At 40.5% G+C, this 14,291-nt stretch carries 17 protein-coding genes; all 17 read left to right on the top strand.

Annotated features, from left to right (window positions below; translation table 11 throughout):
- The first annotated feature begins 38 nt into the window (after positions 1-38).
- The 17 genes from fliF (at position 39) to fliP (ending at position 14,290) form a co-directional block, all read left to right on the top strand.
- A complete protein-coding gene (fliF, locus tag J2736_RS19835; RefSeq protein WP_310500322.1) occupies positions 39-1,613 on the top strand; it encodes a flagellar basal-body MS-ring/collar protein FliF in 1,575 nt (524 codons plus the stop codon).
- A 14-nt stretch (positions 1,614-1,627) separates the two neighbouring features.
- On the top strand, positions 1,628-2,644 hold the full coding sequence (fliG, locus tag J2736_RS19830) for a flagellar motor switch protein FliG (protein WP_310500321.1): 1,017 nt from the start codon (positions 1,628-1,630) through the stop codon (positions 2,642-2,644).
- Positions 2,637-3,455, top strand: a complete 819-nt coding sequence (locus tag J2736_RS19825) for a FliH/SctL family protein (protein ID WP_310500320.1) — start codon at positions 2,637-2,639, stop codon at positions 3,453-3,455. The genes fliG and J2736_RS19825 overlap by 8 nt, the downstream gene beginning before the upstream one ends.
- A complete protein-coding gene (gene fliI, locus J2736_RS19820; RefSeq protein WP_310500319.1) occupies positions 3,455-4,783 on the top strand; it encodes a flagellar protein export ATPase FliI in 1,329 nt (442 codons plus the stop codon). Before J2736_RS19825 ends, fliI begins: the two co-directional genes overlap by 1 nt.
- Positions 4,784-4,792: 9 nt before the next feature.
- Positions 4,793-5,236, top strand: coding sequence for a flagellar export protein FliJ (fliJ, locus tag J2736_RS19815; protein WP_310500318.1), 444 nt, complete (start codon positions 4,793-4,795; stop codon positions 5,234-5,236).
- Positions 5,237-5,259: 23 nt separating this feature from the next.
- Entirely contained in the window at positions 5,260-6,174 is a 915-nt protein-coding gene (locus tag J2736_RS19810) for a MotE family protein (RefSeq protein WP_310500317.1), read from the top strand.
- Positions 6,175-6,207: 33 nt separating this feature from the next.
- Positions 6,208-7,629, top strand: coding sequence for a flagellar hook-length control protein FliK (locus J2736_RS19805; RefSeq protein ID WP_310500316.1), 1,422 nt, complete (start codon positions 6,208-6,210; stop codon positions 7,627-7,629).
- Between the two features lie 35 nt (positions 7,630-7,664).
- Positions 7,665-8,108, top strand: a complete 444-nt coding sequence (locus tag J2736_RS19800; protein ID WP_310500315.1) for a flagellar hook capping FlgD N-terminal domain-containing protein — start codon at positions 7,665-7,667, stop codon at positions 8,106-8,108.
- Positions 8,105-8,488, top strand: coding sequence for a TIGR02530 family flagellar biosynthesis protein (locus J2736_RS19795; RefSeq protein WP_310500314.1), 384 nt, complete (start codon positions 8,105-8,107; stop codon positions 8,486-8,488). The genes J2736_RS19800 and J2736_RS19795 overlap by 4 nt, the downstream gene beginning before the upstream one ends.
- Before the next feature lie 97 nt (positions 8,489-8,585).
- Positions 8,586-9,410, top strand: a complete 825-nt coding sequence (gene flgG / locus J2736_RS19790) for a flagellar basal body rod protein FlgG (protein ID WP_310500313.1) — start codon at positions 8,586-8,588, stop codon at positions 9,408-9,410.
- Positions 9,411-9,473: 63 nt separating this feature from the next.
- Positions 9,474-9,695, top strand: a complete 222-nt coding sequence (locus tag J2736_RS19785) for a flagellar FlbD family protein (protein ID WP_068662571.1) — start codon at positions 9,474-9,476, stop codon at positions 9,693-9,695.
- On the top strand, positions 9,696-10,181 hold the full coding sequence (locus J2736_RS19780; RefSeq protein WP_310500312.1) for a flagellar basal body-associated FliL family protein: 486 nt from the start codon (positions 9,696-9,698) through the stop codon (positions 10,179-10,181).
- 35 nt (positions 10,182-10,216) lie between these two features.
- The gene (gene fliM, locus J2736_RS19775; RefSeq protein WP_310500311.1) at positions 10,217-11,215 is read left to right on the top strand and encodes a flagellar motor switch protein FliM; all 999 of its coding nucleotides are present in this window, start codon (positions 10,217-10,219) and stop codon (positions 11,213-11,215) included.
- Positions 11,208-12,452: a flagellar motor switch phosphatase FliY gene (gene fliY / locus J2736_RS19770; RefSeq protein ID WP_310500375.1), complete on the top strand. Its 1,245-nt coding sequence runs from the start codon at positions 11,208-11,210 to the stop codon at positions 12,450-12,452. Before fliM ends, fliY begins: the two co-directional genes overlap by 8 nt.
- 24 nt (positions 12,453-12,476) lie before the next feature.
- Positions 12,477-12,839, top strand: coding sequence for a response regulator (locus tag J2736_RS19765; protein WP_028558282.1), 363 nt, complete (start codon positions 12,477-12,479; stop codon positions 12,837-12,839).
- 48 nt (positions 12,840-12,887) lie between these two features.
- Entirely contained in the window at positions 12,888-13,520 is a 633-nt protein-coding gene (locus J2736_RS19760; protein ID WP_310500310.1) for a flagellar biosynthetic protein FliO, read from the top strand.
- Positions 13,517-14,290, top strand: coding sequence for a flagellar type III secretion system pore protein FliP (gene fliP / locus J2736_RS19755; RefSeq protein ID WP_310500309.1), 774 nt, complete (start codon positions 13,517-13,519; stop codon positions 14,288-14,290). Before J2736_RS19760 ends, fliP begins: the two co-directional genes overlap by 4 nt.
- The last annotated feature ends 1 nt before the right edge of the window (position 14,291 follow it).

Genomic DNA, 14,291 nt, shown 5'->3' with positions numbered 1-14,291 from the left:
TAGAGATGCTGCTAAATTTGGGTCAATGAGGTGACAGAGTGAACGAGAACCTGCTCCAGTACTGGGAAAAGGTGAAGCAGTACTGGAATCGTTATAATCGAACGACGAAAATTATTTTCATAGCAACTGTGTTCTTACTAATTTTGACTGCTGCCATTATAAGTTTTAATATGTCGAAGACAGAGTATTCATTGGCATATACAGAATTACAGCCAAGTGATGCTGCGAATATCAAATCATATCTGGATACAGCCAAAATACCATATCATTTGAGTGCGGACGGTAAAAGTATTGAAGTACCGACAAGTGAAGTTGCTAATGTAAAGCTTGCTGTGGAATCGCAAGGATTAAATAAAAATGGTTCCTTAGGGTTTGAAGCTTTTAGCGGAAGCAGCTCATTCGGAATTACAGATAACGAATTTAAAGTCAAATACTTAAGTGCAATTCAAGGAGAACTTCAACAGCTCATCAATTCAAACCAAGCCATTTCTAGCTCCAAAGTGAATATCTCACTTCCAGAAGAAGGTCCATTCTTGCAACAACAAGCAGAGAAAGCAACTGCGTCAGTTGTCCTGCAAGTTAAGCAGGGATATTCATTGGATCAACCTAAAGTGGATACCATTTATAATTTAGTATCTCACAGCATTAAAAATCTTCCTATTGAGAACATAACGATCTCGGACCAGAACTTACTTACGTACAAGTTCAGTGGAGATTCAAATAGTTCCCAACTGGGAAGTAACACGGACATAAACACGCAATTCAGAAACGATTTGCAGAAAAATATCAATTCCATGCTTAGTACAATGTTTGGACGAGATAAAATTACGGTTAGCGTGTTTACAACTATGAATTTTGATCAGAAGAAAACGAAGGAACAGCTTGTCCGCGCACCAAATCAAGTTGATCAAAAAGGCTTGGAAATTTCTTTGCAGGAAGCAAGCAAGTCTTATCAGAATAATGGTGCGGATACAGGAGGCGTTCCTGGAACTGGCGAAACGGATGTTCCGGGCTATCCGGGAGCATCTGCAGCAGGGAAGTCCAATTCAGAAGAAAACAGTAAGACGGTCAATTATGAAGTGGATCGTATCACGAATGACATTATTGCAACACCTTATGTAGTAAAGGATGTAAGCATTAATGTTGGGATTGAGCCACCGGTAAGAGATGATCCGAACTCGTTGACGACACAGACGACTGATGCCATTCGAGATGCACTCGCTAATATTGTCAGAACTGCACTTGCAGATAATAAGGTTACTTATACTGACGAGGAATTAAAGAAAAAAGTTTATGTATTTCCACATTCTTTTGCTAGAACTTCGGATGCAAGCGCGAATAAGACATCTACATACCTGACTTATGGTGCATTAGCATTGGCTGCACTAGCTGTTGGTACGTTTATCGGACTAGCGATGAGACGACGTAAGAAAAACGCACAACAATTACTGGATCAAGCAATGAGTGGCGAGGCCCAAAAGGCAGAGCTTCCAACAATTGATATCGAAAATGTAACAAATGACAATCAAGTACGTAAGCAGCTCGAAATGCTTGCGAGAAAACGGCCAGAAGAATTCGTTAATCTGTTGCGTACTTGGTTAGTTGATGAATAGAGGTGCACTTGTATATGGCCAGAGCCGCTTTACAAGGGTTGACCGGACGACAAAAGGCAGCTATTCTTTTGATCAGTTTAGGCCCTGAGGTATCTGCACAAATCTTCAAACATTTACGTGAAGAAGAAATTGAACAATTAACGCTTGAGATCGCTAATGTACGTAAAGTAGATACTATAGAAAAAGAATCGATTCTTGCTGAGTTTCACCAAATTTGTCTGGCACAGGAATTTATTTCCCAAGGCGGTATTGCCTACGCAAAAGATATTTTGGAGAAAGCACTTGGTTCTCAAAAAGCGCTTGATATTATTAATCGCTTAACCGCTACACTTCAAGTAAGACCATTTGACTTTGCAAGAAAAGCAGATCCAGCTCAAATTCTCAATTTCATTCAAAATGAGAATTCTCAAACAATTGCACTCGTCTTGTCCTATTTACAAGCAGAACAAGCTTCCATTATCTTGTCATCACTCCCACAGGAGAAGCAAGCTGATGTTGCAAAACGGATCGCGCTTATGGACAGTACTTCGCCTGAAGTTATTTCGCAGGTTGAACGTGTATTGGAGCAGAAGTTGTCATCTACTGTTACACAAGATTATACAAATGCTGGCGGTATTGCTTCAATTGTTCAGATATTGAATGGTGTTGACCGTGGTACGGAACGTACAATTCTCGACTCCTTAGAGATTCAAGATCCTGAACTTGCCGAAGAAATCAAAAAGCGGATGTTTGTATTCGAGGATATTGTCAATATCGACAATCGTTCGATTCAACGAATTATTCGTGATATTGAAAATGCTGATTTACAGCTTGCGCTTAAAGTTGCGAGTGAAGAAGTCCGTGATGTGCTATTTAAAAACATGTCCAAGCGTATGGCGGAGACATTTAAAGATGAAATGGAATTTATGGGACCTGTCCGTTTGCGAGATGTAGAAGAAGCGCAAACCCGTATCGTAGGAACGATTCGCCGTCTAGAAGAGTCGGGTGAAATCATCATCGCTCGTGGTGGAGGAGATGATATTATTGTCTAATGTCATTAAATCTTTTGCTTATTATCCGATTGAAGATAAAAAGATTGTTGAAACGCTATCTCTTCCAAAACTTGATGCGCAAACTTCAATTGATGATGGATGGACAGAGGAAATGCATCTGGAGATTAAAGATGCTACTTCCTTAAAGAATCAAATTTTGGAAGATGCTGAAGCCTTTGCAAGTGAACAAATTGAAGAGGCCAAGCGCGAGTGTGCGTTGATACGTCAACAAACAGAATTAGATATTGCAGAGTGGTGGGAAAGCAAGCGAGTTGAAGATGAAGAGCTAATCAACGTATCGAAGCAAGCAGGATTTGACGAAGGCTATCGAGAAGGGGCAGCTCAGGCAGAGGAAGCGCTCCGCAAACAATATAATGAAATGCTTGTTGAAGCGAGTTCTATTCTCGAACAATCGTATAAGTTGAAGCAACAAATTATTCAAGAATCAGAGCCGTTTCTAATTGAATTAAGTACATCAATTGCAGAAAAAATAATTCTTCGACAGCTAACGCTTGAACCTGAATGGGTGATAGAACTCATTCAAAAAGTACTCTCGCGTAGACGTGAAAAAGGAATTATAACCTTATGTGTAGCACCATCACAATTCTCCTACATCCAAGATGCAAGAGAAGAATTGATCACTTCGATCGATTCACAGGCCGAACTCGAAATAATCCCAGACTCATCCGTGCAAGATCAAGGATGTGTCATTCGATCTTCTTACGGAAGTATCGATGCGAGAATTGATACGCAGCTGAAAGAAATTAAGTCAGCTCTGCAGCAATTGGCCATACAAAGCGAGGAATCTTAATGGCACGGACATCCATCCCGAAGGCAGATAAATACAAAGAGGTTCTACAAACGATTGATCCCATTCGAGTAAACGGCAAAGTAACACAAGTTATTGGACTTACTGTTGAATCAGAGGGACCTGATGTCAGTATTGGTGATCTTTGTTATATCTATCCGCATAAATCGAATAAACCGTTAAAAGCGGAAGTCGTTGGTTTCCGAAGTAACAAAGTGATTCTAATGCCGCTAGGTAATCTCGATGCAATTGGTCCAGGTTGTGATGTTGTTGGCACAGGTAAACCATTAACAGTTCAGGTTGGACATGAGTTATTGGGTAAAGTTCTAGATGGTTTAGGACAACCATTAGATGGTTCTTATCTACCTTCTAGAATGGCACAATATTCTACCAATAATGCACCGAGTAACCCACTTACACGACCACGTGTGCTTAATCCAATTTCTGTAGGTGTTCGTTGCATAGATGGACTATTGACAATTGGTAAAGGGCAGCGTGTGGGTATTTTCGCAGGTTCTGGTGTCGGGAAAAGTACATTAATGGGTATGATTGCCCGAAATACTTCCGCTGATGTCAATGTCATTGCTCTCATTGGAGAACGTGGTCGAGAGGTCTTGGATTTCATTGAGCGAGATCTTGGTCCAGAAGGTTTGGCACGTTCAGTTGTTATAGTAGCAACTTCAGACCAACCAGCGCTAATCCGGATTAAAGGTGCAATGATTGCAACTAGTATTGCTGAGTACTTTAGAGATCGTGGCTTAAATGTCATGATGATGATGGACTCCGTTACACGTTTTGCAATGGCGCAACGCGAGGTTGGACTAGCAGTTGGTGAACCACCAGCTACACGTGGATACACACCATCTGTTTTCGCCATGTTGCCAAGACTATTGGAGCGCTCAGGTACGGGAGCTAAGGGTTCCATTACGGCATTTTACACAGTGCTTGTTGATGGTGATGACATGAATGAGCCAATAGCAGATGCGGTACGAGGAATCTTGGATGGTCATATCGTCCTCGATCGTAGTATTGCGAATAAAGGTCATTACCCTGCTATCGATGTGCTATCGAGTGTGAGCCGTGTAATGAAAGAAATCGTTCCTTCCGAACATATGGAAGCTGCCGATCAATTGAAACGTCTTCTTTCTATATATAAAGATTCGGAAGATCTTATCAATATAGGGGCGTATCAAACTGGATCTAATCCAAATATTGATAATGCTATGGAAAATATTGAGGCTATCTGGAATTTTACGAAGCAGCGAACTAGTGAAAAGCTAACTTATGAAGAAGCTCAAGAACGATTAATCCAAGAATTTTATAAGGGATGAGGGTCCTAGATGAGTTTTCGGTATTCTTTCCAGCAAATTGTCGATTTGAAGAATAATGAAAGAACACAAGCGGAATGGATTTTATCTGAGGCAATGGGACAATTACGGAACGAAGAATCGAGCTTAAATGGATTGGTTGAGCAAAAAGAAAACTTACACAAAGAGATGATTCAAGCAACCAGCCACTCAGTAACGATTTCAAACATGCTTATGATGCAGAGTTACATGAACCATGTAGACAATCAGATTGCTCGTAAACATCAAGATGTTAAACAGGCTAAGCATATCGTATCTGAAAAACAGGAACATTTATCTGTAAAAATGATAGATGAGAAGGTTTGGACTAAGGCAAGAGAAAAAGCACAAAACAAATTTCAAATTATGATTGCCAAAAAAGAGCAGGATGCTCTTGATGAAATGGCAACCAATCGATTCAGACGTGCATCGTATTAAGGTAGAAAAGGAGGGACGAAGAGATGGCCGATACAAGCGTGGAGGGTGCATCGTATAGTGCACTGGAGCGATTTTTAATTTGGTTTGTCATCCCCTTTGTGTTTACGGCGGTTCTACTCTTCGTGCTGCTTTCCATTTTTGATTATGACATCAAAAGTAGTATTCAAAAAGCATTGCACAATACGCCTGTCATTGGATTAATAGTCCCAGCACCCAAAGAGTCAGCTCCGCTAACAGCTGAAGGTAAAGTTACGACCTCGGAGCAAAGCGTAAAGCTAAAAGAGGATGAAATTACCAAGCTGAATGCGCGTGTTAATGAATTGACGAGTGCCTTACAAAAGGCAGATTCAACGACGGAGCATAAAGATGCTTCTTTGAAGGAAGCTGTTGCGAAGGTTGCTGAGCTTGAAGAAAAACTCAAGGATAAGACACAATCAGAAGAAGAATACGCAAATCAAATTACACAACTTGCTAATATGTACGCCAAAATGACACCCAGTAAAGCTGCGCCGATCTTTGAGGCAATGACTCCAAGTGAAATGGTGCTTGTCCTGTCGATGATGAAGTCAGACAACCGCGGAGCGATTCTTGAGAAAATGGATGCAGCTAAGGCAGCTGCTGCGTCGATGGGTTTAAAGGATGTTGTACCAGTTCGCGACAAAGAAATAGCGGCATTACAAGAAAGATTAGCAACGAATAACACGAAGGATACCAAGACAGCAACTACCATGAGTACTTCGGATCTTGGTCAAACTTTTGCCAATATGGTACCCAAAAGCGCAGCTAACGTGCTGTTAGAAATGAACAAAACCAATCCTGCCAAAGTTTTATCCATTGTTAGTGGCATGGATAATGCATCTCGCTCAAAAGTAATGTCCGCTCTATCCGATGCTAATAAGGAAACTGCTGCATCGATAGCTGCAAAACTTACTCCTTAATTCAGAATGAAGTGAGGAAGGGAGGTGAAAAAAATGGGTGTACAAATGAATTCAATACCTGTTGGGCAATCAGGAACAGTTAACTCAACAACTGCAGCTAAAGGGACTTCAAATGGAAGTGCTGCGACAGATACGTTCTCAGCATTACTTTCTGATCAAACTACTCAAGAGAGCGCAGCTATCGTTGATCTACAAGCTTCTGAGACTGACCTTTCAATGAGCATGATGATGCAGATGCTTCAAACGTTGGTAATGCCAATTCAAGCTGCTGTGGATCAAGAAGTTACGCTGTCAACTCAAGATAGTAAGCTTTCCGAACTACTCTTAGATGCGATGAATAGTAATCCTGCTCTTGCTGATGAATTATTGCAAAATCCTAAAGTGAAAAAGTGGTTCGAAGATGCAGATGACTTGTTAGCTTCTCTAAGCAATTCGCCAAACTTACTTACAAATGGATTTCTTGCTATTGGACAACAACCAATTAGTGAATCTCCGAGTTTGAAAGCGCAGAAAACATTATTAGCGCTGTCAGCTTTATCGAAGCAGCAGCCTGACAATCCAATTCTGAATTATTTAAATTCGGAACTTACAAATGCGGTTCAACCCATACTTCCAGATATTTTAAATGGATTATCAAAAGCTAGTAAGTTAACTGGAGTACCTGTAGTTGGCTCCAAGGATCAAACTAAATCTGATGGTCGCATCCCATCAAGCAAGTACATAGACAATAAGGAAGCTAGCCAGTCTGACGTCGAAAGCCTTGCTGATCAGTTGCAAACGTTATTATCGAGGCCAGAGAAATTTGCTGTTAAGCATGTTCCGGTAGCTGTCTTAGAACAGACGACTAACGTTACTGAAACACCAGCTCAACCGCTTGTTGATCTACCTATCGAAACTAGTACAACAACGAGTACTGTTGTGACGATCGGTGATTTGCAGAAAGCACAGCAAGTAACGGTAACCGTCGAGAAGGCACCAGTGTCAACGTTAACAGCTGCTAATTTCACTGAAGAAATGACGACACATGTACTGAAAAACATGAAAATTACGATTTCAGAAGGGTTTTCTGAGGCTAAACTTTCTTTGTTTCCTAAGAATTTAGGACATGTAGATGTGAAGATTTCAATGCACGAGGGACAACTTTTTGCACAGTTCGCTGCAGATACATTGGCTGGCAAACAAATGCTCGAAAGTCAGTTACCGCAATTGCGTCAAGCTCTACTAACCCAAGGTTTACAAGTAGAGAAGCTAGAAGTTACTCAAAGTCAAAATATGTCATCTAGCATGTTCCAAGAACAACGACAGCCTCAGTCATTTAATCAATCACAACAACGTCAACCGAAGAATAGTTCAGGTGTGATTGATATGGATGCGGTCGATTTTAAAGAAGACATTGATCAGTTAGCACAGCTTCGTAAGAATACTAACGGTAATTCCTTCGATGTTATTGCTTAAAAGGTGCAATGAATGAAGATGCTGGAGGTGAACATATGGCTACAACCCCACTTGTAGGTAATGTATCTGATTTGATTAATAAAGGTACTGCTGCAAAAAGCAAGGATAAGGATACAACGACTCTGGGTAAAGATGATTTTTTGAAAATCTTGATTACGCAGCTTCAAAATCAAGATCCGACGCAGCCTTTGCAGGATAAAGAGTTTATCGCTCAAATGGCGCAATTTACATCTGTTGAGCAATTGACCAATATGGCTGGGGAAATGAAATTGATGAGACAGTCTCTAGGTTTCGTTTCAGGATTAATAGGTAAATCTATCTCCTGGACTGGAACAGACGCGGCAGGTGAAGTAACCGAATTATCTGGTGTAGTGGATTCCATAACTTTTAAAGATGGTAATCAATTCGCCTCTGTGAATGGTGTAGAAGTTGCCCTTGATAAGTTGAAGAAAATTGAGAATGCTGGAGAAACTCCATGACAGAGAGAATTTCCATAGGTCAACTTTACCCTAATGTGGTTTCTCCCAGTTCAACGAGAAGAACTCCAACACAACAAGCAATACCTGCTGGAAACTCCTCCTTTCAGAAGATTTTCCAAGATCAATTTGTACGGTTTAGTCATCATGCTGAAGTTAGGCTAAAAGAACGCGGCATTCAACTCAAACCTGAGCAAATTGAAAAAATGAACCAAGCTATTGATAAAGCGGCTACCAAAGGTGCGAAAGATGCGTTACTGATTTTAGGTGGGAATGGATATATCGTAAATGTACCTAATCGTACCGTTGTAACTGCCTTAGATGGTCAAGCGATGAATGATCATGTGTTTACCCAAATCGATAGTGCAATGATAATTTCGTAAGTAAGATAGGCTCGACCACTCAGGAAGCCTAGAGTTGTGGAACGAAAGAAGCAACTCAAAATTTCAATACTTTTATCCGATCTAGGAGGCCAATTTCATGTTAAGATCCTTATACTCAGGCGTTTCAGGTATGCGTGGTTTTCAAACGAAGCTAGATGTTATTGGAAATAATATCGCTAACGTGAATACCATCGGATTTAAAGGTAGCCGTGTTATGTTTAAAGACATACTGAGCCAAACTGTTTCAGGCGTCAGCGCACCTGATGAGAATCGTGGTGGTGTGAATGCTCAGCAAGTTGGATTAGGTGTTAGTTTGGCTGCAATTGATACCGTACATACGCCAGGTAGTGCAATGACAACAAATGTTCCAACGGATTTACGGATAAATGGTGATGGCTTCTTCGCAGTTGGAACAACAGAACAAGTCGATGCGCCTTATTTGACAAGAGCAGGTAACTTCACAGTGGATCCAACTCGAAACCTAGTAAATTCAGAGGGACTGCATGTCATGGGGGCAGGAGGAGCAGGACCTATCATCATCCCAGATGAGATCGTATCATTCTCTATTGCTCAAAATGGCGAGATCATTGGTGTTAATACGGATGGTGAAACCATTAATACTGGGCAAGTAGTAGGCGTTGTAAGAATAACTAACCCTGCTGGGCTTGAAAAAATCGGTGGTAACTTGTATCAAGTAACCGGGAATGCTCTTGGAGATGGTGAAGAAATTGAAGTTGGAATACCTGGTGATCCAGAGACAGGGGTTGGATCTATTATCTCCGGCCAACTAGAAATGTCCAATGTAGACTTAACTGGTGAATTTACAGAGATGATTATTGCTCAACGTGGTTTCCAAGCTAATTCCAGAATTATTACAACTTCAGATCAAATTCTGCAAGAGGTTGTAAATCTTAAGAATTAATGATTAGTTGAATGAATAAGAAGGGGAGCCGAGCTCCCCTTACCCTGATTCAGGAGGAGAATAATGATTTCTCTCACTCGTTTAAATGGTAAACCGCTTATCTTGAATGCCATATTGATAGAACTTATCGAAGAAACTCCGGATACGATGATTACTTTGACAACAGGCAAGAAAATCACAGTTCTCGAAAAGGCAGAGGTTGTGGTAAGCTTAGTGCGGACCTACATGCAAGAAATTGGATCCGTACGAGCGACAATACAGTCCAGGGATACGGAGGGTTCGTAAGTGTTCAAGAACAAAATATTTATACTCATTGTTTCCATTCTTATTGCTATCACCTTAATTCTCACTGCTGCGTTTGTACTGTGGAATTTTATGGAGAAGAACAATCAATCATCAGATCCAGCCGTTAAGGCTCAGGAAGCTGCTGCAAGCGTTAAGCCTGCAAAACCTGCTTCCGCTGAAACGGTGAAGGCAAACACATCAATCATTAAAGATGTTTTGACTAATTTATCAGGTGGCCAGAATTTTATTAAAATCAGTTTTGCATTTGAGATGGAAAATTCTAAAGCTAAATCGGAGTTTGATAGCTTGCTGGATTCAGCTGTTAAAGGTACAATCGTCAAAATCTTGGGAGATATGACGAAGGAACAAATCGATGGAAGTAAAGGGTCAGATAGTTTAACTTCCTCAATTATGAATAAACTAAACGAGTTAATGCATGAAGGTAAAATTAAACAAATTTGGATAACTGATAAAGTGCTACAATAACTCGTCAATGATTTTGCTTAGAGGAGGTGACTCGAATGGTTGATGTTTTATCGCAAAATGAGATCGATGCCTTGTTGGCTGCTTTGTCTTCTGGTGAAATGGATGCAGATGAACTAAAGAAGGAGGATACTCAGAAGAAGGTAAGGGCTTATGATTTTAAGCGAGCAGTACGCTTTTCTAAAGATCATATTCGTAGCTTAACTCGGATTCATGAAAATTTTGCGCGATTTTTAACGACGTATTTCTCAGCACAGCTGCGTACATTCGTTCAAATCAGTGTAGTCCAGGTTGAACAATTGCCTTATGATGAATTTATTCGTTCGATCCCAAAAATGACCATTTTGAACATCTTTGAAGCAGAGCCTTTAGAGGGTCGAATGGTACTTGAGGTTCATCCCAATGTCGCGTTTGCTATGTTAGATCGATTATTAGGTGGAGCAGGTACAACGCCAACCAAAATCAATGCATTAACAGAGATTGAAACGATTGTCATGGAGCGTATTTTTAGTAGAGCATTCGATAGTTTACAAGAAGCATGGAAAAATGTAATTGATATTCAACCTCGTTTAGAGGCGCTAGAGACGAACCCGCAGTTTATGCAAATTGTTTCTCCCAATGAAACGATTGCATTAATATCGCTGAGCACCAAAATCGGGGAAACTACAGGAATGATCAACTTATGTATTCCTCATGTTGTTATTGAACCAATCATGCCTCGACTTTCTGTACACCACTGGTTTGTTTCCCAGAAGAAGACGAGAGCACCTGAAGAAGTGGAAGCACTTCAATCTCGCTTGGAGAAAACCAAGCTACCTCTCATTGCAGAGTTGGGATCGTCTGAAATTTCAATTCGAGATTTCTTAGGGTTGACGATAGGCGATGTAATTCCCCTGCATAAATCCGTCGAAGATTCGCTTCAAGTCAAGGTTGGCGAGAAGCTGAAATATCTCGGAAGCCCTGGTACCGTAAAAGGGAAGATGGCTGTACAAATTACAGAAATCGTGAATGAAGGAGAAGAAGAATATGATGAATAACAGAGACTATTTGTCACAGGAAGAGATCGATGCTTTATTGAGACAATCATCTGAAGAAAGTTCTGTCCCTTCATTTCATGGGCCTCCGCAAGTTGAAGATTTTTTATCCCCTTTGGAACAAGATGCACTTGGGGAAATTGGAAATATTACCTTTGGCAGCGCGGCGACAGCGCTATCGACATTGCTAGGAAAGAAAGTAGAGATTACGACACCTAAGGTGTCAGTCATTGGAAAAGAAGAATTGGAAGAACAGTTTCCTAGACCTCATGTTGCTGTTCATGTGAATTATGTAGATGGCTTTGATGGAATCAATTTGCTAGTCATTCAAACGAAAGACGCGCAAGTTATTGCTGATCTCATGATGGGTGGGGACGGTACAGGAGGCGATGAAAATCTAAGTGAAATTCATATCAGCGCCGTACAAGAAGCCATGAATCAGATGATGGGTTCATCAGCAACTTCGATGTCTACCATCTTTAATCGATTTGTCAATATCTCTCCACCAGGAATCGACATATTAAATTTGTCGAAAGGAGAAGGAAAACTGCCTGATGAGGACGTATTTATAAGGATATCGTTCCGACTCACCATTGGGAGTTTAATTGATTCCAATATTATGCAGTTACTTCCTGTTCCTTTCGCCAAAGAAATGGTATCCATTCTAATGGGTAGTGGTGAAACTGAATCAGCCATGGAAGCTGCGCCGGCTGCACAAGCAGCACCAGTGGTAGCTACTCCTGTGCAAGAAGCACCAAGATCTCAACCTGCACCTGTGTATGAGCAGCCTGTTTACCAACAACCAGTGTATGAACAGCCGATGTATCAGCAGCCTCCTATGGGACAGCCGATGTATCCACCACAGCAACCGATGTATCAGCAACCTCCAGCAGCGATAGGTGGTATACCCAATCGTAATGTGAATGTTCAACCTGTTCAGTTTGGTAATTTACAATCAGGTACTTACTCACAAGCAGATGATACGAACCTGAATTTACTTCTGGATATTCCCCTTAAGGTAACGGTAGAGTTAGGCAGAACCAATAAGGTGATTAAGGATATCTTAGAACTGTCTCAGGGATCGATCATTGAGTTGGACAAACTTGCTGGTGAACCGGTCGATATATTGGTGAATAATAAACTGATTGCCAAAGGTGAAGTCGTCGTCATCGATGAGAATTTTGGGGTTCGCGTAACTGACATTGTTAATCAATGGGAACGAATTCAAAAATTACAATAATTTAATTTTAGGGGGATATTTTCAATGGCTAACCGTATTCTAATTGTGGATGATGCAGCTTTTATGAGAATGATGATTCGAGATATTTTATCAAAAAATGGGTATGAAGTATGCGGCGAGGCGAATGATGGAGCGCAAGCTATCGAAAAATATAAAGAACTGAAGCCTGATCTAATTACGATGGATATCACAATGCCTGAGATGGATGGTATTCAAGCATTGAAAGAAATTAAAAAAATTGAGCCAAACGCTAAAGTCATTATGTGTTCTGCGATGGGTCAACAAGCTATGGTTATCGATGCTATTCAAGCAGGAGCTAAAGACTTCATTGTAAAACCATTCCAAGCTGACCGTGTAATCGAAGCTATCAAAAAGACTCTTGGTTAAACCGTTCGAATTCGGTTGAGTCTTACATAAACCGAAAGGGTTGTTCTTATGAAAAGATTTCAATCGAATAAACTTTACTTTAGCATACTTAGTATGTTCGCATTGTTTTATACAAATAATCTCATCCATGCGGAAACTGAAACAAATCAGGACATAACCGGGGTTGACTACCCTGGTTCAATGGATTCGATGAGTTCCTTTCTCATGGTTGTTAAGGTCATTGCAGTCCTCGTATTTATTATCATTCTTTTTTATGTACTGATGAGATATGTGGCGAAGAAAAATAAAGGGACTTTGTTCGGGAACTCAATACGCTCTCTAGGCGGGGTTCCCTTAGGACAAAACAAATCAATTCAAATTGTTGAGATTGGCCACTCGCTCTTCGTAGTTGGCGTTGGTGAGAATATTCAGTTATTGGATAAAATCGTCGACGCCGATGAAGTAGCCTATATTTCAGATCTCTTACAAACATCTCAGGACGATCGTTTAGGCTTCGGTACTCTAAGTAAATGGATCAATAAATTGCCATTAAAAAAGAACGATGTGGAAGAGGAAGTAGAGATTACTGCTTCGTTCCAACAAGTATTTCATGATAAATTGCAGCGCGTAACGGACCGTAATAAAAATGTAGAAGAATGGTTGTCTGATCAAAAACAAAAAGATCGGTTGAATGAAGAATGAAACGAAATAAATTAGTTGGCGTACTGTTGCTTGTTGTGATTTCGGTTTTCTTATTATCTTTAACTGCCTCAGCTGCTGAAACGGATATTACAAATCCGATTCCCGGTTTGAATGTTAATATCGGAACAAGCACGGCGACTGGAGGATCATCGAATACGGTAACACTCCTTTTAATGCTTACCGTGTTAAGTTTGGCTCCGTCATTTCTTATTTTAATGACTAGCTTCACGAGAATTGTGATTGTACTGGGTTTCGTTCGAACGTCATTAGGAACTCAACAAATGCCACCTAATCAGGTTTTAATCGGACTTGCTCTGTTTTTAACCTTTTTTATTATGTCTCCAACTTTAGGAGAAGTTAATCAAACAGCACTTCAGCCGTATTTAAAAGGTGACATTAATCAAACACAGGCATTCCAAGCTGCATCTTTGCCAATGAAGAAATTTATGTTTAAACATACGCGCCAAAAGGATTTGAAACTGTTCCTTGACTATTCTAAAGCAAAAGCCCCTACGGGGGTAGAAGACATTCCACTTACTTCATTAGTACCTGCTTATGCAATTAGTGAATTAAAATCAGCCTTTCAGATGGGATTCATGATATTTATTCCGTTTTTGGTAATAGATATGGTTGTATCCAGTACATTGATGGCTATGGGGATGATGATGCTCCCGCCCGTGATGATTTCACTCCCATTTAAAATCCTACTTTTTATTCTTGTAGACGGTTGGTATCTTGTGGTGAGATCGTTACTTCTAAGCTACGGTTAAA

Origin of the sequence: Paenibacillus qinlingensis (assembly GCF_031455095.1) — a bacterium.
Taxonomy (GTDB): domain Bacteria; phylum Bacillota; class Bacilli; order Paenibacillales; family NBRC-103111; genus Paenibacillus_E; species Paenibacillus_E qinlingensis_A.
This window is presented reverse-complemented; position numbering and strand designations above follow the sequence as displayed.

Coding starts and splice junctions, on each gene's coding strand:
- fliG (WP_310500321.1), top strand. CDS start 1,628: ATGGCCAGAGCCGCTTTACAAGGGTTGACCGGACGACAAAAGGCAGCT.
- J2736_RS19800 (WP_310500315.1), top strand. CDS start 7,665: ATGGCTACAACCCCACTTGTAGGTAATGTATCTGATTTGATTAATAAA.
- fliY (WP_310500375.1), top strand. CDS start 11,208: ATGAATAACAGAGACTATTTGTCACAGGAAGAGATCGATGCTTTATTG.
- flgG (WP_310500313.1), top strand. CDS start 8,586: ATGTTAAGATCCTTATACTCAGGCGTTTCAGGTATGCGTGGTTTTCAA.
- J2736_RS19785 (WP_068662571.1), top strand. CDS start 9,474: ATGATTTCTCTCACTCGTTTAAATGGTAAACCGCTTATCTTGAATGCC.
- J2736_RS19810 (WP_310500317.1), top strand. CDS start 5,260: ATGGCCGATACAAGCGTGGAGGGTGCATCGTATAGTGCACTGGAGCGA.
- J2736_RS19805 (WP_310500316.1), top strand. CDS start 6,208: ATGGGTGTACAAATGAATTCAATACCTGTTGGGCAATCAGGAACAGTT.
- fliI (WP_310500319.1), top strand. CDS start 3,455: ATGGCACGGACATCCATCCCGAAGGCAGATAAATACAAAGAGGTTCTA.
- J2736_RS19760 (WP_310500310.1), top strand. CDS start 12,888: ATGAAAAGATTTCAATCGAATAAACTTTACTTTAGCATACTTAGTATG.
- fliP (WP_310500309.1), top strand. CDS start 13,517: ATGAAACGAAATAAATTAGTTGGCGTACTGTTGCTTGTTGTGATTTCG.
- fliM (WP_310500311.1), top strand. CDS start 10,217: ATGGTTGATGTTTTATCGCAAAATGAGATCGATGCCTTGTTGGCTGCT.
- fliJ (WP_310500318.1), top strand. CDS start 4,793: ATGAGTTTTCGGTATTCTTTCCAGCAAATTGTCGATTTGAAGAATAAT.
- J2736_RS19765 (WP_028558282.1), top strand. CDS start 12,477: ATGGCTAACCGTATTCTAATTGTGGATGATGCAGCTTTTATGAGAATG.
- J2736_RS19795 (WP_310500314.1), top strand. CDS start 8,105: ATGACAGAGAGAATTTCCATAGGTCAACTTTACCCTAATGTGGTTTCT.